Below are 20,939 nucleotides of genomic sequence, written 5' to 3' on the forward strand. Positions count from 1 at the left end.
GTCAGGCAAGGCGAAAACGCTCTAGGAACGACCGGGGTCGCGTTCGACTTTACGGGTTGTCAATGAGCATTCCGATCAGACTCGCGCACAAGACCGTTTTCAACGCAGCATCACCGAGTATCAAGGCTGTTCGTACAAAGCCTAGAACACTGACCAGCCTATGCGCTGGCTGAGCAGTTCCAGGGCCGCCATGCCCACCAGCGAGTTGCCGGCGGTGTTGAGTTCCGGCGACCACACGCACACCGTGAACTGCCCCGGCACCACGGCGACAATCCCCCCACCGACCCCGCTCTTGCCCGGCAAGCCAACCCGATAGGCGAAGTTGCCGGCCTCGTCGTACAGGCCGCTGGTGGCCATGATCGAGTTGACCTGCTGGGTCTGGCGCCGAGTGAGAATCTGCTCGCCGCTGTGCTTGCAGAAGCCGTCGTTGGCCAGAAAGCAGAACGCCCGGGCCAGATCGACGCAGCTCATGCGCAGCGCACAATGGCTGAAATAGTTGCGCAGCACCGCCTCGACATCGTTATGGAAGTTGCCGAAGGACTGCATCAGGTAGGCCATGGCCGCGTTGCGCGCCCGGTGCTGATATTCCGACTCCGCCACCCGGCCATCCACCAGCACCTGATGGTTGCCCGACAGGCGTCGGACGAAATCGCGCATGGACAAGGCCGGAGCGGCGAAACGCGACTGATTGATGTCGCAGATCACCAGGGCGCCGGCATTGATGAAGGGATTGCGCGGGCGGCCGCGCTCGAACTCCAGTTGCACCAGGGAGTTGAAGGGTTGCCCCGAAGGCTCGTGGCCCAGGCGTTCCCAGATCGCTTCGCCGGAATGGCCGATGGCCTGCACCAGGCTGAAGACCTTGGAAATGCTTTGCACCGAGAATGGCGTGTCGGCGTCACCGGCGCTGAATACCTGGCCATCGTTGCCATATACGGCAATCCCCAGCTGGTTGGCCGGCACGTCGGCCAGGGCCGGTATGTAGTTGGCGACCCGGCCTTGGCCGATCAGGGGGCGGACTTCATCGAGAATCTGGTTCAACAGGGCTTGCATGTTCAGGCTCATCATCACGGGCCCCGGTACGGCTGCGGGGCTATGGCTGCTAGACGCACGCCAGGCCCTGCGCAGCACACCCGAGTGCACATCCGCCGGCACTTTTGCCGGCGCTGGCAGGTCTGCGAAAGCACGCCCAGGCCCTGTACCGGTCTCCAGGCCCCCTTCGCCGGCAGGGCCCACGCCATCGCGCAGGTGCCGAGAGGCCAGCAACAGCGCGGCAGGCCCGGCACACGAAATCGAAATGCAATTGAGATTCGATCATTTCCAGCAATCACAAAAACACGCTGTCGATGACCCGCATCAGCTTGAATTAAGGTTCAGGCGCTAGAATGGCCTCCGGTTACGCGCGAACAAAGCTGTCATATCCCGCTATACCCCAGCGCCACACCACCCCATGCATCGCGCCTTATGGCCTTGCCCCCCTTGCAACGGGACCTTTGCGGCAGTCGATGTTCATGCCATGACGGCATTTCCTGAGCGGAGTCATGCACCCTTGAAAACCTGGCACACGATAATCGGCGTTCTGCTGATCACCACGTTCACCCTCCTGCTGGAGATCCCTTCCACCACCTGGCTGACCTCCGCCACCCTGAGCATGGTCCTGGGCAGCACCGCCCTGGCCTACATGGCCCTGTCCTGCCTGCTGGCCGCCCGCTGGGGCGTTGTCGAGCGCCTGTTCGGCGGCCTTGACCGGGTCTACGAGGTGCATAAATGGCTGGGGATCTGGGCCCTGGCGTTCGCCAGCTATCACCTGGTGTTCAAGGCCAACCTGGACGAATGGAACAGCGTGCCGATCCTCGAACTGTCCAAGTACTGGACGCGTCTGGTGCGCCAGTTGAGCTACGTGGCCCTGGGCCTGATCGTGCTCCTGGCACTGAACCGCAACATTCCCTACAACCAGTGGCGCTGGTGGCACAAGCTGTCCGGGCCGCTGTTCCTGATCGTCATCCTGCACGGCTTGAGCTTCAAGTCGCCGATCACCCTGGACTCGCCATCGGGCCTGTGGCTTGGCGCGCTGTGCATCCTCGGGGTGCTGGGCGCCCTGTACAAACTGCTGCTCTACCCCTTGGTGGCCAAGGCCGGCGAGTATCAGGTGAGCGCGGTCAGGGTGGAGAAGAACTCCCTGCACCTGGAACTGCGCCCCCTGGGCCGCGGCTTTCCCTTCAAGGCCGGGCAGTTCGCGTTTCTGTCGATGCAGGAAAAGGGCCTGCGCGAGCCGCACCCCTTCACCATCGCCAGTGCCCAGGCCGAGGACGGGCGCATCGAGTTCGTCATCCGCGCCCTGGGCGACTACACCCAACGGCTGCGCAAGCAGGTCAAGGTCGGCATGCGTGCTGATCTCTACGCGCCTTATGGCCGCTTCAAGCGGCCCGAGGCGGCGGCCCGGGAGATCTGGATCGGCGGCGGAGTGGGCATCTCGCCGTTCATTTCCTGGCTGCAGGACGCGGCCGCCGGGGAGTTCGACAAGGCCACCCTGGTGTATTGCTACAACCCGTCCCGGGCCTTTCCCAGCGTCGACACCCTGCAGGGCATGGCCCAGGCTCGCGGCGTGGACTTCGTCGCCAACAGCGGCGGCACCGAGTTCCTGGCGCAAACCCTGCAACGCAGCGCGGCGCAAACCGATCCGCAGCAGATCCGCATCAGTTTCTGCGGCCCCAAGGGTCTGCTGGCCCAGGTCCGCGAGCTGATGCACCAGTACCGGATTCCCGAAGCCAACCTGCACTACGAGTTCTTCGAGTTCCGCTGATCAGCTCCGCAAGCGACGCGGGTGGCGCGGCTCATGCAACGCCACCTTCACCACCAGGGCCGCCACCAGGGTGATGACCATCAGCACCTGCAACAGCTGGCTGAAGGCCTGGGCATAGCCCTGCAGCAACGCCTCCCGGGACCCGCTCGGCAAAGCCCCGGCACTGGCCGCCAGATCCCCCCCGGCCAGTTGCCGGGCCGCCAGCACCAGGGACTCGCCCGTGGCCCCCTGGGCGCCCAGGGTCTGTTGCAGCAGTGCCGCCAGCAAGGCCACCACCAGGGCCAGGGCAATGCCCTCGCCCGCCACCCGGGTGGTGCTGAAGATGCCACTGGCCATGCCGGCCCGCTCCTTGGGCACCACGCTCACCGACAGACCGTCCATCAAGCCCCAGGGCAGGCCGCTGCCCAGGCCGATCACCAGCAATGGCCAGACCCGTTCGCTGCTGCCCTGCCCCGGCGCCAGGCGACTGAGCCACCAGAGTCCGCCGGCGGCCACCACCAGCCCCAGGCTCGACAGATTGCCGGCGCTGAACCAGCGGTTGAGCCAGCCCGCAGCCAACGGCACCACCAGCATCGGCGCGGACAGGGCCAGCATCAGCAGCCCGGCGTCGATCTCGCTGTAGCCTTCGACGCCGATAAAGCGGATCGGTAGCAGGATCAGCAGCACCACGTAGCAATAGCAGGTAGCAATAGGCAGCACCTGCACCCCGACAAAGCGCGGGTAGCGAAACAGCGACAGGTCGAGCATCGGCCGTGCCGCCCGCCGCTCCACGACGACGAACAGCCCCAGCGCCAGCAGCGCTCCCAGCAGCAGCGCCAGAACCCAGGGGCTGCCCCAGCCGCTTTGCGGCGCCTGCAGAATGCCCCAGGTCAGCAGCACCAGGGCCAGGGTGAAGCTCAAGGTCCCGGGCCAGTCCACGCCCCGGGCCTCGGGATCCCTGGACTCCTGCATGCGCGGCACGCCAAAGGCCAGGGACAGGCCGCCGATCAGCGCTCCGGAGACGAAGATCCCGCGCCAGCCGCTGTGCTCCACCAGGACCCCGGCGAGGATCGGGCCAAAGGCCAGGCCGACGCCAAAGGTGGTGCCCAGCAGGCTGAAGGCCCGGGTCCGCCCGGGGCCGTCGAAGGCCTGGGCCAGGGCCGCCGAACCACCGGCCAGGGCGGCGGCCCCGGCCAGTCCCTGGACCCCGCGCAGCAGGTTGAGCCACAGCAGCGACGGCACGAACACCAGGGCCAGGGAGCTCAGGCCGAACAGCGCCACCCCCAGGCTGAACAGGCGCTTGCGACCGTACTCGTCGGCCAGGGTCCCGGCGGCCATCAACACACTGCCAAAGGTCAGCATGAAGGCGTTGGTGGTCCAGCTCAGGGCCAGGGGGCTGCCCCCCAGTTCGCGGGCGATGGCCGGGGTCGCCACGGCCACCCCGACAAAGGTCAGGGGCAGCATCAGCGCCGCCAGGCACACCGCCGCCAATACGCCGTAGGCACCCCGCTCGCGGGTACGGGCCGGCAGCCCAAGGGATAGGTCGAGTTCAGGATTCACGGACACCTCTACGCCCCGGTCATCAGGGCTCTTGGAAGAAAAACCCAGGATAGGCAGGCCGCAATCGGTAAAAAACAGGGCATTATTCCGCTCTTTACGGACAAAAACGCTGCAATCGAGGAGCGCCATGGACAATCTGAACGGCCTGCAAGTGTTTGTCTGCGTGGTCCAGAGCGGCAGCCTGGTGGCCGCCGGTGAACGCCTGGGGCTGTCCGCCTCGGCGGTGGGCAAGGCCCTGTCACGCCTGGAACAACGGCTCGGCGTGCGCCTGCTCAACCGCAGCACCCGGCGCATCAGCCTGACCGACGAAGGCACGCTGTTCTACGAACGCGGCCAGCGCATCGTCGATCAGGTACAGGAAGCGGAAGCCGAACTGGCGCGGATCAGTGATGCGCCACGGGGGCGCTTGCGGGTCAGCCTGCCGGCCATCGGCTACCGCATGTTGCTGCCGATCCTTCCGGCGTTCTCCGCGCGCTATCCGGACATCGAACTGGACCTGGATTTCAACGACCGGCTGATCGACGTGATCGCCGAAGGGGTGGATGCGGTGATTCGCAGCGGCGAGTTGCCGGACTCACAGCTCAGGTCCCGCAGCCTCGGGCCCTTCGGCTTCGTGCTGGTCGGCGCGCCCGGCTACTTCGCGCGCCGCGGCACGCCCCAGACGCCCAGGGACCTGGAGCACCACGCCTGCCTGCGCTACAAGTTTCCCGGTGGCACCCAGCTGCAGCCGTGGCGCCTGCACCTGGCCGACAGCGCAGCGCCGCTGGTGCTGGGCAGCGCCCTGACCAGCAACAACCTGGAGTCGCTGATCCATGCCGCGACCCAGGGCCTGGGCGTCGCCTACGTGCCGGATTTCGTGGTCGGTGGCGCCCTGGCCGACGGCAGCCTGGTGTCGGTGCTGGACGACTTCCAGCAAGAGCGCGGCAAGTTCTCCATACTCTGGCCCAGCAGCCGGCACCTGCTGCCCAAGCTGCGGGTGTTCGTCGACTTTCTCGGCGAGCATCTGCTGCTCGGCAAACCTCACAAGGAGTCCCGACGATGATTGGCAACCTGCCCACCCTGCACACCGAGCGCCTGTTGCTGCGACCCCTGGAACTGGCGGATGCCGACGCCATCCAGCAGCTGTTTCCACATTGGGAAGTGGTGCGCTACCTCAACGCCCTGGTGCCCTGGCCCTACCCGGCCGACGGTGCCTTGAGCTACGTGCGCGACCTGGCCCTGCCGGCCATGGCCCGGGGCACGGAATGGCACTGGACCCTGCGCCGGCGCAGCGACCCGGGCCAGATGATCGGCTGCATCAGCCTGATGGACCAGGTGGACGACAACCGCGGCTTCTGGCTGGCCCCGCCATGGCAGGGCCAGGGCTACATGAGCGAAGCCTGCAAGGCGGTGGACCACTACTGGTTCGAGGTGCTGCAACGGCCGTTGATGCGCGTGCCCAAGGCGGCACCGAACCAGGGATCGCGGCGGATTTCCGAGCGTGGCGGCATGCGCCTGATCGACTCCCGGGACGGCGAATTCGTCAGCGGGCGGTTCCCCGTGGAGCTGTGGGAAATCACCCGCGAAGAGTGGCGCCGGCTCAGGTAAAGCGCACTCCGGGGCGGGCGCGCTGGTCCACGGTCAGTTCAAACACATCCGGGCGGGCGTAATGACCGACCACGTCGTAGTCATAACGCGCACGCACCAGGTCGGCGGTGTCGATCTCGGCGCTGATCAGCCCGGCGCGGCCCACCAGCGGCCCGGCCAGCACATCGCCCATGGGCCCGACGATCACGCTGCCGCCGGCAATCAACGGCCGCTGCGCCGGCCAGTTGGCAATCTCCAGCCCCAGTTCCTCGGGCGAGGCCTGCACCTGACAGGCGCTGACCACGAAGCAGCGGCCCTCGTGGGCGATATGGCGCATGCTCACTTGCCACATTTCCCGCTCGTCCACCGTCGGCGCGCACCAGACTTCGATGCCCTGGGCATACATCGCGGTGCGCAGCAACGGCATCATGTTTTCCCAGCAGATCACCGCGCCGACCCGGCCGACCTGGGTGTCCAGCACCGGCAGGGTCGAGCCGTCACCCTTGCCCCAGATCAGCCGCTCGGTGCCGGTGGGCATCAATTTGCGATGCTTGCCCACAAGCCCCGCCTGCGGGTCGAAATACAGCGCCGTGCAATACAGGGTGCTGCCGCTGCGCTCGATCACCCCCAGGACCAGATTGGCCCCGGTCCGTGCCGACAGCCCGGCCAGGGCCTCGGTTTCGGCCCCGGGGACATCGATGGCATTGGCAAAGTAGCGGGCGAAGGCCTCGCGCCCTTCCGGCAGGCGATAGCCCAGTTGAGTGCCGAAGCCTTCACCCTTGGGGTAGCCCCCCAACAGCGCTTCGGGCATCACCACCAGGTGCGCACCGGCCTCGATGATGGCGGCTTCGTAGGACAGGATCTGCTCCAGGGTGGCCGCCTTGCCTTCAGGCAGGGCACCGATTTGCAGGGCAGCGACGATGGACTTGGGCATGACGTGGTTCCTCGAACGATCAGGTGTTGCGCATTCTGCGGGCGCCGCCGATCATCGATAAACCCCAACTCAGTGCTTAATGATATGAATCAGATGAATATCGCCAGCGTCGATCTCAACCTGCTCAAGGCCTTCGAAGCCTTGCATGACGAGTCCAGCGCCAGCCGCGCCGCCCTGCGCCTGGGGGTCACCCAATCGGCCATGAGCGCGGCCTTGCGCCGGCTGCGGGAGCTGTATGGCGATCCCCTGTTCGTGCGCACCGGGCGCGGCTTGGCACCGACCCTCAAGGCCAATCAGTTGAAGCCGGTGGTCAGCGATGCCCTGAACAAATGCCGGCAGAGCCTGGCCATGGTCGCTCCGGACACCGGCGATTATCAGGGGCGCTCGGTGACGGTCGGGCTGTCGGATGATTTCGAGATTGCCTATGGCCGGCAGATGATCGAGGCCGTGGCCCGGCGGGCGCCCAAGCTGCGGCTGATTTTCCGCCAGACCCACAGCCAGATCGTCGCCGAGGCGCTGTTGCAGCGCAGCGTCGACCTGGCCATCAGTGCCGGCGGTTTTGCCGAACGCCTGCTCAGCCGCCAGGTGCTGGGAGAAGGGGCTTACCTGTGCCTGGCCGACCCGGCCAGCCTGGCTCCCGGGCAGCAACGCATCAGCCTTGAAGAGTTCGTCGAGCGGGAGCACCTGCTGGTGTCATCCCAGGGCTTTATCGGCATCACCGATGCAGGATTGGCGAACCTGGGCCTCAGTCGCCGGGTGTGCGCCTCGACCACGCACTTTGCCGCGCTGCCCTTTCTGCTCAAGGGCAGCCAGGCGGTGGCAACCATTCCCGACCATGCCGCCCGGCGCATCGCCGAGCTCACCGGCCTGCAACTGCTGCCCTGCCCCCTGGCGCTGCCGCGTTATCCGATCGAACTGGGCTGGCGCACCAGCCCGCAGACCGATCCGCTGCTGGTGAAGGTACGCGAGGCGATCGTCGAGAGTTTCGCCCTTACTTGTTCGCCGCCATCAGGCGATTGACTTCGCTGCGCACCATGTTGGAGAACTCCGGCGGCGACATGCCGTCGAGCTCGGCGCGGACCCACTCGGCCCACTTGCCCTTGCGCTTGCCGCGCTCGCCGAACAACCGCGCGGCCTCGCCCTTGGCCTTGCCCAGGTTGCTCTGCCACAGTTCGAACAGACGGGACTTCTCGTCCTCGATGGCGGCGCGCTCGGCCAGGGGCTTGTTAGCCAGATTGAAACTCATGGGAAATTCCTGCTGCGTAAAATAGGCGACATCTTACACTGTAGGGGCTGACGGGTTTACCCCGGAGTGGCGAGCAAGGAGCAAAATGGCTGCAACTTTTGCCCCGGCAGCGGACTCCATTGCAGGTACCCGATCACTGCAGCCGCTGCCGCAGACTGCAATCGGCTTGAGCCGGCCTCCCGCTCCGGAAGGCGCGCTCATGCACCACCGTTCACATTGTCCAAGGAAAAACTTCATGGCTCGTAAATCAGCCGCGCAAGCGGAAAACGATCAAATCAAGGATCAGGCCTTCAGCGAGTTGCAGGCGCTGATCGAAGAATCGGAAAAACTGCTCAAGGGCAGCGCCACCCTGGTGGGCGAAGAAGGTGAAAGCCTGCGCCGGCAGGTGAGCCTCAAGCTCAAGCAGGCGCTGGACTCGGTGAGCCATGTGCGCGAACGCAGCAAGCCGGTGGTGGATGCCACCGAACAGTACATCGGTGGCCATCCGTGGCAGACCGTGGCCATCTCCGCCGGTGTCGGGCTGGTGGTCGGCCTGTTGCTGGGCCGTCGTTCCTGACCGCCCCTGCAGGCCGGGCCCCTGGTGGGCCTGGCCTGCATCTGTGCATCCCTCAGCCCCGCGCCAGATCCCGCAACTGCTGCAGTTGCGCAGCGCCGATGGCAATCCCTTGTTGCAGTGAACGCTCGCGCTGCTGATGCCGGCGCTCCCCGGGCAGGCGCTTGAGTCCCACCGCGTGCATCTGCCGCACCAGTTCCTGGCTGCGCTCGGCGAAACTCTGTCCGGCGGCCTTGCTCGGATCGATGACGATCAGCAACTGCCCGGTCCAGGGCGTCTTGGCCCCGGGATGATTGGACCAGTCGAATTCGAAAGAGAAATGCCCGCCAGTCAGCGCCGCGGCCAGCAACTCCACCATCATCGACAGCGCCGAGCCCTTGTGCCCGCCAAAGGGCAGCAGCGCCCCGCCTTCGAGGATCGCCTTGGGGTCCTGGGTCGGCTGCCCCAGGCTGTCGACCCCCATGCCCAGGGGCAGGCGCTGGCCTTCCCGTGCGGCAATCTGCACATCGCCATGGGCAATGGCGCTGGTGGCCAGGTCGAAGACAATCGGCTGGCCCTGGGCCTGGGGCGCGGCGAAGGCGATCGGGTTGGTGCCGAACAACGGCCGGTCGGCCCCATGGGGCACCACGCAGGTCATGCTGTTGACCACGCTCAGGGCCACCAGCCCTTCTTCGGCAAAGGGTTCGACATCCGGCCAGAGTGCCGCGAAATGGTGCGAGTTGCGGATGGCCAGGACGGCGATCCCGGCCTCGCGGGCCTTGTGCACCAGCAGCTCGCGGGCCGCCGCCAGGGCCGGCTGGGCAAACCCGTTGTCGGCATCGACCCGGACAAAGGCGGCGGCCACGTCTTCCACCCGCGGCTGCGCCTGGCCATTGACCCAGCCACTGGCCAGGGTCGAGACATAACCTGGAATACGGAACACGCCATGACTGTGGGCGCCGTCACGCTCGGCGCCGGCGCAGTTCTCGGCCAGGCACCGGGCGACGTCGGCGCGACAGCCGTGGCCCAGGAAGATCGTCTCCAGCAACTGCACCAGAGCCGGGAACGACAGGTATTCGGAGGGGGTATCAACAACCGGGGACGAGGCAGACATCTGAAGCTCCAGAGTAGTTATTGGAGGGGGCAACAGCGCGTGACCCGCGATTAAACAACGCCGAGCCGCAACCCTGTCAACCACTGCCTGAAGCTTGCAGGGAAGGTGCCAGGATCCCCCTCGCGGCGGCATGCGCCACCCTGCCCCAGCGCCTGCCAAGGGCCGTCGCGGATGAAAATAACCACCGGTTACTGGGCAATCGCCATCATGGTTGTTCTCCAAGGCTTGTCGCGAAGGGTAGAATGCGCGAAATCAGGAAGAGTCAATGAGCCAACAGATCCTCTCAGAAGCCGAGTACGACGCCATTACCCAGGCTGCGGCGCAATGGTGCATGCGCCTGCACGAAGCAGACTGCAGCGATGCCGAACGCCTGGCCTTTCAGCAATGGCACGATGCCGACCCACTGCACGCCTTCGAATACCAGGCCATGCGGGAAATCTGGGAAGTGGCCGACCAACTGCCACCCTCCGCCCTGTCGACCCCGGCGCCCCAGCCTGCACCAAGGCGCAGCTGGCAACGCTACGGCGTGGCGGCGGCCATTGCCCTGTGCGCCCTGCCCCTGGCCGCCTACAGCGGCTGGGAACTGGGTTGGCTGCCCTCGTCCTACGAACGCTTCGAAGCCGGCGACAGCCTGCGCAGCGTGACCCTGGCCGACGGCAGCCAGGTCGAGCTGAACCTGGGCAGCGCCCTGACCTACAGCAACTACAAGGACCAGCGCCGGGTCACCCTGAACAAGGGCGAGGCCTTCTTCAAGGTCAGCCATGACAGCGCCCATCCTTTCGTGGTCAAGGCCGCCCGGGGCCAGGTCAAGGTCACCGGCACCCAGTTCAACGTGTGGATGTATGAAGATCAGGTGCGGGTCACCCTGCTGCAGGGCTCGGTGCTGGTCAACAGCGATACCGCCCAGCCTGGCGAAGGCTTCCGCCTGGAGCCCGGCATGCAGGCCCGCTACCAGGAAGGCGACTACGCGCCCCAGATCAGCCAGACCTACAGCAACGACAGTTCCCTGGCCTGGCGCAACGGCAAGCTGGTGCTGGACAACCTGTCCCTCAACGAGGCCCTGCCGCTGATCAATCGCTATCTGGATAGCCCGGTACAGCTGGCTGACAGCCAGACCGGCAGCATTCGCGTCGGCGGCATCTACAACACCCGGGAGATCAAGAGCCTGCTGACCTCGCTGCCCAAGGTGCTGCCGGTCTACCTGACGCGCAATCGCCAGGGCAACCCGGTGATCAACGCCCTGCCCCAGTCCCCGCCAAACAGCTGAAGGCCGCCCGGTTGCCCGGGCGGCCCAGATGATCCCACCGACCTTCACAGCGCCGCCAATGGCTAAGGCTCCCGGCGCGGCTCCTGGATCCGTTGCACCTGATACTGGCCATCGGCGCGGATCTGCGCCTCGGTAAAGGGCAGCACCTGCCACTGCTTGGCGGCGAACGCCTCGGTCTGGTCGCGAAAATGCGCCGAGGCCGGGTCGCTGGACAGGGAGAACGCCAGCAGCCCCAGGGCCCGTGGCCCCTGCTCATCGAAACTGACCACATTCAGGTAGCTGGTGCCGCTCACCACCTCCCGCTTGCCGCCGTCCCCCGGCACGCTCTGGATGGCGTTGTACACCCCCAGGCTTTCCGGGCCGCCGGGCACCGGGGTCGGTCGGCCGCCCCGGCTCACCTGCTGCAGCTCGCCCCAGCGCACGTCATCGGCCAACCCGGCCTCGTCCACCACCTGCGCCGCTGCCAGCATGGCCGCACGCAGGGCCCGGGCCACCGGTTCGCGGCCGATGGCCAGGCCCCGCGGCGTGTGCTGCGGGTCCCTGGCATCGAACGCCACCCGCCAGATGTCCGGGTCATGCAGCAGCGGCTGCATGATGCCCTGGAAATACACCAGGCCCAGGCCGCTGTGCAGGCCGGCAGTGCGGTCCCAGGACCTGAGGCTGCCACACAGCCGCGCCAGGCGCCGGGCATCGGCGCCCAGGTCCTGTGCACAGAACTGCAGCAGGTCCGGCATCACCAGGCCGGCCAGGTACACCTGGTTGTCGCTGACCATGTGCAGCAGATCGGCAGCCTTGATCTGCTGCATCCGGCCCAGGCGCTCCAGAGCGAAACGCGCACGCATCTTCAACGGTACGTCCTGCTGGCTGATCACCGGCGAGAAGCCTTGCAGCGGCGCCGCCGGGTTGACCATCCAGGCCGAGTCGTTGGCGTGCTGCAGGTAGTCGTTGCGCGCCAGCTGCGGCAACTGGCTGGCGGCGAAGATACCCGGCTGCGCCGCGGCCGGATCGATATCCCAGGCGCAGGCGCTGCGCGATCCATCGAGAACGATCACCTGGGTACCGGCCCGCGGATCGCTGCACTGCGCCAGCTTGGCCTGGGTCACGTTGGGCACCACCGACTGGTTCATGTACAAGCCGCGGCCCTGGTCATCCACCGCCAGGGTGTTGACCCAGGGAATGCCCTGCAACCGGTGCACGCTGTCTTGCAGGTCGCTGACGCTGCCGGCCTGATTCATCGCGTACCACTGGGCCAGCACGCGGCTGTTGTCGAGGTTGGCGTCACGCAGGCTGTAGGCGAACTGGCGGTTCCAGTCCAGCTCCCCCGGCCAATGCACCACGGGGCCGAACACCGAGCTGTAGAGGGTGCGCGACTGGGGCTGCAAGCGCCCGTCCGCGGTCTTGCCCTGCACCGTCACCACCTGACGCTGCAATGGCAGCGAGCGGCCATCCAGCAGGTAGCGGGTCGGGTCCTTGGGGTCCAGTTGCAGGCGGTACAGGGTGAAGTGCTTGGACGTATCCACGGTGTGGGTCCAGGCCAGGTGCTGGTTGAAGCCGATATTGATCAGCGGCAGACCGGGCAAGGCAGCCCCCATCACATCCAGCTGACCGGGAATGGTCAGGTGCATCTGGTAGAAGCGCATGCCGCCGACCCAGGGAAAGTGCGGATTGGCCAGCAGCAGACCGCGCCCATTGAAGGAACGCTCGCCGCCCACCGCCACGGCGTTGCTGCCCCGGTCCAGGGCAAAAGCCTGTTGCCGGTTCGCCGCCAATTGCCACTGCCTGGGGCTCAAGGCCGCCTGGGCGGCGTCTCCCGGAGGCGCGGCCAGGGCCAGGGCCTCGACGAACTGGCCGGCACCGCCTTCGACCAGCAGGCGCCGGGTCAGCTTCACCAGATCGGCGCTGGTCAGCGGCCGCACCCAGTCGCCCTGGCACTGCTCCGGCAGGCCCTGGGCACGGCGCTCGAGCAATTGCCGGTTGAAGCCTTCGACATAGCCCTGCATGCGCTCGCGCAGCGCCGGGGTCTGAGCCTGCCAGAACGCCGCCACCGCCTGGGGCGAGTTCAGCCAGCTGAAGAACAGGTCGCTGGCCAGATTGTCGCGCTGCTCCAGGGTCTGGCCCTCCGGACCGAAATACCTGGAGCGCTCGGCGTTGACCGTCAGCACTTCATTGGCCATCAGGCACAGATTGTCCTGGGCATAGGCGTAACCGATGCCGTAGCCCAGTCCGCGCTCATCGGCGGCACGGATATGCGGGACACCAAAGCTGGTGCGGCGGATCTCGGCCTGGACCGGGTCCGGCTGCGCCTGTGCGTGAACCCCACAACCGAGGCTCAGCAACACGGCGGCAAGGGCAAAATGCGGGAACTGCCTGGAAATGATCACACCGACTCCTGATACAAAAGAACACAACCAGGACTGGTGCGCAGGCGGGGTACGGCGATGCCGCCAGTCTGGGAATCCAGCCGCGCACGGATCAACCGGCGCCTGCCTGCCCATTAGGACGAAGAGCGGGAAAAAAATTTACTCCCATCGCCGCGGCCGCCGCGGTCATGACATGTCAGTGACTCGATACTGACAATTTTTCTACATCCCGGGCCTCATGATTGGGCACGCTCGCTCGTCTAGTACTAGAGCACCCATCATTCTTTTCCTGATCAGGCTCTGATAAGGAGTTCTTGCATGTACAACCCGCAACTGCCAATGGATGGCACCACCATGAACAACCCGCCTGCGCTGAATGCCGGCGCCGGCGTCTTCGGCCGCAGCGCCGAGCGCACCAGCAACGAGCGCATCAAGCAGCTGCTGAAGAGCTTTGGCCTGCGCACCAGCCTGATTCGCCTGAAAGTCATCGACGCCCTGCTCACCGCCGCCCAGAGCGAACGCTCCCTGGGCGTGCGCGGAATCCACAGCCAATTGCTGGAACTGGACATTCCGCTGTCGTTTCTCAGTGTCCGGGAAGTGTTGAAACGCCTGTGCAGCGAGGGCGTGCTGACCCTCAATGCGGACAAGAGCTACAGCCTGCACCAGCGGGCCGCAGCGGTGCTCGACGGCCTCTCCTGAGGCCGCCGGCGGCTCAGGGCTTGACCTTGCGACGCATCACGCCATTGATCACCACCACGACCACCGCCACGCCAATGGCGATGTACTGGAACAGTTTTTCGCTGATCACGCCGTGGTTCTGCAGGTAGGAAAGGCCAAGCATGATCCCCAGTACCACCAGGGAAATCAGAATCGAGTATTTCAAGCGTTGTGACTGGGTCATTGCGGGGTCCTGAAGCTGAAAATGTATCCGCTGTGTATCAAGGTCGATGCCAAGCACCTACCAGGTTTTGGGGATGAGCCGGGGAAATCGGGGTCACATGGTACAGGCGCCAAGGAGATTTTGCTTACTTGACGGCCTGTTGCGTTTTCCGTGCCCTTTGAGGATTGATAAATGTTTCGTCGAATCACGCTGCTGATTCCCCTGCTGGCCATCCTGACCCTGTCAGGCTGCATCATCATGCCCCGCGATGGCGGCCATCATCGTTACTACGACGGCGGTCCCGGCTACTACCACCGCTGAAACGTGCGGCCAATCCATCGGCCGCAGCGCATCGCCTACCACCAACGCCCGCCCCGTCGCGGGCGTTTTGCTGCCAGGGGTGGCGGTTTCAGGGGCGCGAAGTCAGGTTGCCGGGACGGGCGAACAGCTCCACCAACCAGTCGACCAGCACCCGTACCCGGGTCGACAGGTGGCGCTGGGGCGGATACAGCGCAGTCAAGGGCAGCGTCGGCGCCGGGCAATCCTGCAGCACCTCCTGCAGAAGGCCGGCCTGCAACTGCCGGGCAACGTTGTAGTACGGGGTCTGCACCAGCCCGTAACCGGCCTCGCAGGCCGCCAGGTAACCGTCGGCGCTGTTGACCGCCACCTGCTTGGGCAACTGCATCTGGCGCAACTGGCCGTCGACGAAGAACTCCAGGCCATAGCGCTTGCCGCTGACGCTGGAGAAGTACTCCACCATCTGATGCCCCTCCAGCTCCGCCGGGGACCGTGGGATCCCCCGCTGGCGCAGGTAGCCGGGGCTGGCGCACGTCACCTGCTGCAATTGCACCAGCGGCCGCGCCACCAGGCTCTCGTCCAGCGTCGGGCCGCCACGCAGGGCGCAATCGACGCCTTCGCGGATCAGGTCCACCGGACGGTCATTGAGGCCGATTTCCAGCTCGATCAACGGGTAGCGGGCGGAGAACTCCGGCAATGCCGGGATCACCATCAGGCGACCGATGCCCACCGGCATGTCGATGCGCAACAGCCCCCGGGGATGGTGCCGGGTCAGGGAAAACGCCGCCTCGGTTTCCTCCAGGTCCGCCAGCAGTTGCACGCAGCGCCGGTAATAGGCGGCGCCGTCCAGGGTCGGGCTGACCTGGCGGGTGGTGCGGTGCAGCAGTTGCACCCCCAGGTGGGCTTCCAGTTGCTTGATCAGGATGGTCACCGAAGCCCGGGGCAGTTGCAGGTCGTCGGCGGCCCGGGCAAAGCCGCCAAGCTCGACGATGCGGGTGAAGACGCGCATGGCGTTGAAACGGTCCATGGAATACAGGCTCGCGATTATTTAGAAAATACCAATAGTGATAGCGTTTTTAGCCTGTTTATCGGTTTTTTGTCGAGTAGCAAACTGCACGCTCTTCCCCACTCACCGGAGTAATCACCGATGCACACTCGACAACTGGGTCACAACGGTCCGCAGGTTTCCGCCATCGGCCTGGGCTGCATGGGCATGAGCGACTTCTACACCCCCGACAGCGATCCCCGGGAAGCCATCGCCACCCTGCACCGCGCCCTGGAACTGGGGATCAACCTGTTGGACACCGCCGACATGTATGGCCCCCACAGCAACGAAGAACTGATCGGCCAGGCGATTCGCGGCAAGCGCCAGCAGGTGTTCCTGGCCAGCAAGTTCGGCATCGTCCGCGATCCGGGCGACGCCGCGGCCCGCGGCGTCAATGGCCGCCCGGAATACGTGCGCGCCTCCATCGACGGCAGCCTGCGTCGCCTCGGCGTGGACACCCTGGACCTGTACTACCTGCACCGGGTCGATCCGCAAGTGGCCATCGAGGAGACGGTCGGCGCCATGGCCGAGCTGGTCCAGGCCGGCAAGGTGCGCTACCTGGGCCTCAGCGAAGCCTCGGCCGCGACCCTGGAGCGGGCGCACAAGGTGCATCCCATCAGCGCCCTGCAAAGCGAATATTCGTTGTGGAGCCGGGATCAGGAAGACAACGGCTGCCTCGCCGCCTGCCAGCGCCTGGGGATCGCCTTCGTGCCCTACAGCCCCCTGGGCCGGGGTTTTCTCACCGGCGCCCTGCAAAGCCCGGACGATTTCGCCGCTGATGACTACCGGCGCCTGAGCCCGCGTTTCCAGGGGCAGAACTTCCAGCGCAACCTGCAACTGGTGCAACAGGTGCAGCAACTGGCGGCGGACAAGCAGGTCAGTGCCGGGCAACTGGCTCTGGCCTGGGTGCTGGCACAGGGCGACTACCTGATTCCGATTCCCGGAACCAAGCAACGGCGCTATCTGGAGGAAAACCTGGGGGCACTGGAGGTGCGCTTGAGTGCGCAGGAACTGGCGTCGCTGGAGCAGATCTTCAGCCCGGGCAACACGGCGGGCAATCGCTATCCCGAAGAGGTCATGGCGCTGCTGACGCGTTGAAGCAAGCGGCTTGCGCGCTCGCCGGGCGAGCGCGCAAGCGTCGCGCAATCAGGCTTTGGTGGAGACGTTCTTGTCGGTCACCGTGGTGCCGTTGCCCTTGCCGTAGTTCTGCAGGCTCTGCAGCACGTAGATGGCCTTCTTGTACTCGGGCACCAGGTAGTTGGCGTACTTGTTGCCCTTGATGTTGTTGTTCTGGATGTCATCGAGCTTCATGGCGAAGTATTCCAGGGCATTGAAGGGCTCGTCCGGGTTCTTCGGAATGCCGAAGCGGTCGAACTTGTCGCCGGCGTTGAGCAGATTCAGCGCGGTGACGTCGGAAATCAGCCCGTTGTTCTTCAAGAAAGTGCTCATGCCGCCCAGGGACTTGGTGGTCACGTTGGTCGGATCAAAGCCCTTGATCTGCTTGTGCAGTTTCAACTGGTCCATCTTGCGGATGTCCAGCACCGTGGGGTTGCTTCCCACCAGGCTCAACATCTGCCGCACCTTGGCGCTCTGCGAAACCGGTTTGGAGGAACTGCCACCGCCGTCCTGCACCAACAGACCCGCCTTGCTGGTCCAGCCTCCAACGTATCCGATTGCCATGCTGACACTCCTGTAGTCCGGCTTGCCGATCCCCCTGTTGCGCTTGCTAGCGCCAGCCCCTGAAAGCTCTGACAAGGGACCTGAAACTGGGTGGAAGCCGTGTTGAATCATCTGAATGGGCGCCAGTATCAACGCCGGGGGAGCCCGGCAACAACGCTTTATTTCCACAATTTACAATTTTTGTACAAACTCGACACAATTCGCCCAAAGGCTTGATTTACAGGGTGGACAGAGGATCGCCCCTGCTCCAACCGTCATCTTTTCCTGGTCTGATCGAGGCTTTGCGCCCCTGCCCGGGGCCTTGGCCGAGCCGCGCTCATGGCGGTTTTCAAACCCGTCGCGATTTTTTTGGACGATCGTACTAAAGAGCTGAAAAACCGCGCCGACATCCTGTGGATGCCCTGACACGGCTCATCCCCCCGAATAATAAAAAACGCTCGGTAAGGACAGGTCCCATGCCCGCTTTGCGCACCATTCAAGCCCGCTACACGCTGTTTCTGGTCCTGTTCATTGTCTTGATGCTGATACTCACCGTCGTGGGCATCAGTCAGCTGGTCGCGCCCAAGCTGCGCCACACCGAAGAACAGGTGGCCCTCAATCGCATCGCCGAAGTGGCGGAACGCATCCAGGGCGAACTGAACAAGGTCCAGGCCCAGCAGCGCAGCATCACCCAGACCATTCCCCTGCTCGACAGCGACAGCATCGACCGGGTCCTGCCGGGGCTGGTGGACCAGTACGGCGAGCAGAAAGTCTTCGGTGGCGGCATCTGGCCCCTGCCGGGCCAGCGCACCCCGGGCCGCAACAAGCACAGCACCTTCTGGCACCGCGACGCCTCCGGCAAGCTGGTGGTCAACACGTTCTGGAACAGCGACCCGGCCCCCAACTACTACGACCAGTCCTGGTACAAGGGCGGCATGCAGACCGCTCCCGGCCAGTGCGCCTGGGCCGCGGCCTACAAGGACGACGCCAGCGCCGAACCGCGGACCAACTGCGCCATGGCCATCCGCCGTGACGGCCAGCCCTGGGGCGTGGCCACCATCGACGTGACCCTGGGCTTCTTCAACGACCTGGTGGCCCGCCAGGAAAAGGAACTCAACGCGCAGATGCTGATCGTCGAGGCCGACGGCAAGATCATCAGCAACAGCTCGCGCATCAGCGGCCCGATCGTCCTCAAGAACATTCGCGAACTGGCCGTCGCCTCGCCCTTCGCCGCCCGGATCCAGGCCGCGCTGGAGCAACGCGACAAGGGCAGCCAGCGCATCGAATTCGATAACGCCGGGGTGCCCAGCACCTTCTTCATGCGCGCCATCGAAGGCACCCCCTGGTTCCTCGCCAGCACCCTGCCCACCCAGCAGATCACCGCCCAGCGCGACGATGTGCTGAGCACCCTGAGCCTGTTGCAGATCCCCATGGTGATCCTGCTGGTGCTGCTGCAGGTCTATGCGATCCGTCAGCTGGTGCAACGGATGAAGATCCTCAAGGGCAACATCGATGCCCTGGCCACCGGCGACGCCGACCTGACCCGGCGCATCGTGATCCGCGCCGAAGACGAGCTCGGCGCCATCGGCCATTCGGTCAACCACTTCATCCAGTACCTGCAGACGATGATCGGCGAAGTGACCCAGGCCACCGACGCCATGGCCGGCAGCCTGGCGCAGTTGCAACAGAGTTCGGCCCACAGCCAGCAGATCCTGCTGCGTCACGCTTCGGAAACCGACCAGACCGTGACCGCCATCACGCAGATGAGCAGCACCGCCGACAGCGTCGCGGCCAACGCCGCGCAGACCGCGGACTTCACCCGCCGCGCCAACGAGCATGCCGAGCATTCGCGAGTGGTGGTGGGCCAGGCCTCGGGCAGCGTCATCGCCCTGATCGACGAAGTGGCCGATGCCACCCACAAGGTCGAAGCCATGCAGGCCGACGCCCAGCGCATCACCGAAATCCTCGGGGTGATCGGCGACATCGCCGGACAGACCAACCTGCTGGCCCTCAACGCCGCCATCGAAGCGGCCCGGGCCGGAGAGCAGGGACGCGGCTTCGCGGTGGTCGCCGACGAAGTCCGGGCACTGGCGGCGCGGACCCAGGACAGCACCTCGCAGATCAACGAAATGCTCAGCCGCCTGAGCCAGGGCGTCAGCTCCTCGGTGAGCGCCATGGAAAACACCCAGGCCAGTTGCCAGTCGGCGGCGGACGCCACCGCGCGGGTCAACACCGGCCTTGACCAGATGGCCGATTCGGTGAGCCAGATCAACAGCCTCAGCACCCAGATCGCCACCGCCGCCGAACAGCAGAGCGCGGTGACCGAGGAGATCAACCGCAGCATGGTGAGCATCCGACACATGGTCGAGGAACTGGTGGAGAGCGCCCGGGCCGGCCAAAGCAATACCCAGAGCCTGCTGCAGGCCAACGCCCAGGTCAGCCACCTGATGAGCCGCTTCAAAGTCCGCTGAACGGTCACCCGCCGCCGCTGGCAGCCCAGGGCGGCGGGACTATATTGGAGGCTCCGGTCACAAGGAAGTGGAGTGCGTCATGGGCCAGCGCCAATCACATCTGTTGCAGGAACAGATCCGCCACGAGCTGTACATCCATGCCGGTATCGACACCGTCTACTACTACGTGACCCAGCCGGACCGCTGGCCGGAATGGCACCCTTGCAGCCTGCGGGCCGACACCGGGCTCGGCGGCTCGCTGCCGGCCGGCCACCGCTTCAGCGAAACCATGGACCTGCTGGGGGTGCAGATCCCCATGAGCTACCGGGTGCTGGTCGCGCAGTTTCCCAAGGAGTTCAAGGCCGTGTTCAGCTCCGCCGCGCTGGACGGCTCGATTCACTACCAGTTGAGCAAACAGGGTGACGGCACACTGCTGCGCCGGACCCTGGCGTTCTCCACCGACCTGCATCTGAGCGGCCTGCGCCTGCGCATGGAGCAGCTGTCGGCCCAGGCCCTGGGCAATCTCAAGCAGCGCCTGGAAGCCGCGACCGGCTGATCAGAAGGCGCCGTTGGCATTGGCGACCTGGTCCGGCAGCACCTGGCTGGTGTCCCAATGCTCGACGATCTTGCCCTGCTCCAGGCGATAGATATCGATGATCGACTTGACCACCCCCGGTTCGCGGCCGGTGTTGCGCACATGCACGATCACAAAGTCGCCATCGACGAACAGGCGTTTGATCTCGCTGCGCGATTGCGGGTAGTGCTGCTTGAGAAACTCGATAAAGGTCCTGAATCCCTCGATGCCGTCCGCCACGGCCGGATTGTGCTGAATGTAGTGCGCGCCTAGGTAGGGTCGGGCAGCGGCGAAGTCCTTGTCGTTCAGGGCCAGTTGATAGAACGCCAGCACATTGCGCCGGTTCTCCTGCTCCTGGGCGCTGTACCCGGCCAGCGCCGGAGTGGCCAACAACAGCAGGAACAACAACGTCAGGTAGGGTTTCATGGAACCTCGCTTGTGTGCCACGGGCCGTGCGCCCGGCCCTGTATAAGAATGTTCGCCCTGGCCGCCAGCCCACCTGACAAATCTGTAACCCAGGCCTCAGGTTGCTGACAGCCAGCGCCGCTTAGGCTGTGCCAAACCCGCAGGACTCTATCGGCATGCAGGGCCCTGCAACAAGCCATCGGTGCATCAGGTCCGCAGCCGGTGGCGCCCGGGCAGCGGCTTTGTATCACCTTGATACATACACGGGCGC

General features: G+C 65.3%; 21 protein-coding genes. 11 read left to right on the forward strand and 10 right to left on the reverse strand.

The window, feature by feature from the left end; translation table 11 throughout:
• Positions 1-141 precede the first annotated feature (141 nt).
• Entirely contained in the window at positions 142-1,050 is a 909-nt protein-coding gene (glsB, locus tag POS17_RS15645; protein WP_060839412.1) for a glutaminase B, read from the reverse strand.
• Positions 1,051-1,546: 496 nt separating this feature from the next.
• On the opposite strand from glsB, the gene POS17_RS15650 reads away from it, so the two are divergent.
• Complete coding sequence (locus POS17_RS15650) at positions 1,547-2,800, forward strand: ferredoxin reductase family protein (RefSeq protein ID WP_060839413.1); 1,254 nt, start codon at positions 1,547-1,549, stop codon at positions 2,798-2,800.
• On the opposite strand, the gene POS17_RS15655 is transcribed toward POS17_RS15650, so the two are convergent.
• Entirely contained in the window at positions 2,801-4,339 is a 1,539-nt protein-coding gene (locus POS17_RS15655; protein ID WP_060839414.1) for an MFS transporter, read from the reverse strand.
• 127 nt (positions 4,340-4,466) lie between these two features.
• Between POS17_RS15655 and POS17_RS15660 the strand changes: the two genes are divergently transcribed.
• Positions 4,467-5,381: a LysR family transcriptional regulator gene (locus POS17_RS15660; protein ID WP_060839415.1), complete on the forward strand. Its 915-nt coding sequence runs from the start codon at positions 4,467-4,469 to the stop codon at positions 5,379-5,381.
• Positions 5,378-5,926: a GNAT family N-acetyltransferase gene (locus tag POS17_RS15665; RefSeq protein WP_060839416.1), complete on the forward strand. Its 549-nt coding sequence runs from the start codon at positions 5,378-5,380 to the stop codon at positions 5,924-5,926. The genes POS17_RS15660 and POS17_RS15665 overlap by 4 nt, the downstream gene beginning before the upstream one ends.
• On the opposite strand, the gene POS17_RS15670 is transcribed toward POS17_RS15665, so the two are convergent.
• Positions 5,919-6,839: a carbon-nitrogen hydrolase family protein gene (locus tag POS17_RS15670; protein ID WP_060839417.1), complete on the reverse strand. Its 921-nt coding sequence runs from the start codon at positions 6,837-6,839 to the stop codon at positions 5,919-5,921. The two genes, POS17_RS15665 and POS17_RS15670, sit on opposite strands and share 8 nt — an antisense overlap.
• Before the next feature lie 84 nt (positions 6,840-6,923).
• Here POS17_RS15670 and POS17_RS15675 point away from each other — a divergent pair, with 84 nt between their 5' ends.
• Positions 6,924-7,859: a LysR family transcriptional regulator gene (locus tag POS17_RS15675; RefSeq protein ID WP_060839418.1), complete on the forward strand. Its 936-nt coding sequence runs from the start codon at positions 6,924-6,926 to the stop codon at positions 7,857-7,859.
• Here the strand turns inward: POS17_RS15675 and POS17_RS15680 are convergent.
• Positions 7,831-8,085: a hypothetical protein gene (locus POS17_RS15680; protein WP_016962601.1), complete on the reverse strand. Its 255-nt coding sequence runs from the start codon at positions 8,083-8,085 to the stop codon at positions 7,831-7,833. The genes POS17_RS15675 and POS17_RS15680 overlap by 29 nt on opposite strands.
• 235 nt (positions 8,086-8,320) lie before the next feature.
• Between POS17_RS15680 and POS17_RS15685 the strand changes: the two genes are divergently transcribed.
• The gene (locus tag POS17_RS15685) at positions 8,321-8,641 is read left to right on the forward strand and encodes a DUF883 family protein (protein ID WP_060839419.1); all 321 of its coding nucleotides are present in this window, start codon (positions 8,321-8,323) and stop codon (positions 8,639-8,641) included.
• Between the two features lie 52 nt (positions 8,642-8,693).
• Here the strand turns inward: POS17_RS15685 and POS17_RS15690 are convergent, their stop codons facing one another.
• Positions 8,694-9,731, reverse strand: coding sequence for an Ldh family oxidoreductase (locus tag POS17_RS15690; protein ID WP_060839420.1), 1,038 nt, complete (start codon positions 9,729-9,731; stop codon positions 8,694-8,696).
• 265 nt (positions 9,732-9,996) lie between these two features.
• On the opposite strand from POS17_RS15690, the gene POS17_RS15695 reads away from it, so the two are divergent.
• Entirely contained in the window at positions 9,997-10,998 is a 1,002-nt protein-coding gene (locus POS17_RS15695; RefSeq protein WP_060839421.1) for a FecR family protein, read from the forward strand.
• 62 nt (positions 10,999-11,060) lie between these two features.
• Here POS17_RS15695 and pvdQ read toward each other — a convergent pair whose 3' ends face one another.
• Positions 11,061-13,379, reverse strand: coding sequence for a bifunctional acylase PvdQ (gene pvdQ, locus POS17_RS15700; RefSeq protein ID WP_060839422.1), 2,319 nt, complete (start codon positions 13,377-13,379; stop codon positions 11,061-11,063).
• A gap of 297 nt (positions 13,380-13,676) precedes the next feature.
• Between pvdQ and POS17_RS15705 the strand changes: the two genes are divergently transcribed.
• Positions 13,677-14,057, forward strand: a complete 381-nt coding sequence (locus POS17_RS15705; protein ID WP_060839423.1) for a fe2+ zn2+ uptake regulation protein — start codon at positions 13,677-13,679, stop codon at positions 14,055-14,057.
• 13 nt (positions 14,058-14,070) lie between these two features.
• Here the strand turns inward: POS17_RS15705 and POS17_RS15710 are convergent, their stop codons facing one another.
• Entirely contained in the window at positions 14,071-14,259 is a 189-nt protein-coding gene (locus POS17_RS15710; RefSeq protein ID WP_042941707.1) for a hypothetical protein, read from the reverse strand.
• A gap of 171 nt (positions 14,260-14,430) precedes the next feature.
• On the opposite strand from POS17_RS15710, the gene POS17_RS32450 reads away from it, so the two are divergent.
• Positions 14,431-14,559: a hypothetical protein gene (locus POS17_RS32450; protein ID WP_256596732.1), complete on the forward strand. Its 129-nt coding sequence runs from the start codon at positions 14,431-14,433 to the stop codon at positions 14,557-14,559.
• An 88-nt stretch (positions 14,560-14,647) separates the two neighbouring features.
• On the opposite strand, the gene POS17_RS15715 is transcribed toward POS17_RS32450, so the two are convergent.
• Positions 14,648-15,562, reverse strand: a complete 915-nt coding sequence (locus POS17_RS15715) for a LysR family transcriptional regulator (RefSeq protein ID WP_060839424.1) — start codon at positions 15,560-15,562, stop codon at positions 14,648-14,650.
• A 120-nt stretch (positions 15,563-15,682) separates the two neighbouring features.
• On the opposite strand from POS17_RS15715, the gene POS17_RS15720 reads away from it, so the two are divergent.
• Complete coding sequence (locus POS17_RS15720; RefSeq protein ID WP_060839425.1) at positions 15,683-16,678, forward strand: aldo/keto reductase; 996 nt, start codon at positions 15,683-15,685, stop codon at positions 16,676-16,678.
• Between the two features lie 48 nt (positions 16,679-16,726).
• Here POS17_RS15720 and POS17_RS15725 read toward each other — a convergent pair whose 3' ends face one another.
• Positions 16,727-17,260, reverse strand: coding sequence for a hypothetical protein (locus tag POS17_RS15725; RefSeq protein ID WP_060839426.1), 534 nt, complete (start codon positions 17,258-17,260; stop codon positions 16,727-16,729).
• Positions 17,261-17,715: 455 nt separating this feature from the next.
• Between POS17_RS15725 and POS17_RS15730 the strand changes: the two genes are divergently transcribed.
• Positions 17,716-19,710: a methyl-accepting chemotaxis protein gene (locus tag POS17_RS15730; RefSeq protein WP_060839427.1), complete on the forward strand. Its 1,995-nt coding sequence runs from the start codon at positions 17,716-17,718 to the stop codon at positions 19,708-19,710.
• Between the two features lie 79 nt (positions 19,711-19,789).
• Positions 19,790-20,245 carry an SRPBCC family protein gene (locus POS17_RS15735; protein WP_060839428.1) on the forward strand — a complete coding sequence of 152 codons (456 nt, stop codon included), beginning with the start codon at positions 19,790-19,792 and terminating at the stop codon, positions 20,243-20,245.
• Here the strand turns inward: POS17_RS15735 and POS17_RS15740 are convergent, their stop codons facing one another.
• Positions 20,246-20,689 carry a nuclear transport factor 2 family protein gene (locus tag POS17_RS15740; RefSeq protein WP_060839429.1) on the reverse strand — a complete coding sequence of 148 codons (444 nt, stop codon included), beginning with the start codon at positions 20,687-20,689 and terminating at the stop codon, positions 20,246-20,248.
• Positions 20,690-20,939 lie beyond the last annotated feature (250 nt).

It is taken from the genome of Pseudomonas sp. Os17 (assembly GCF_001547895.1).
GTDB lineage: Bacteria > Pseudomonadota > Gammaproteobacteria > Pseudomonadales > Pseudomonadaceae > Aquipseudomonas.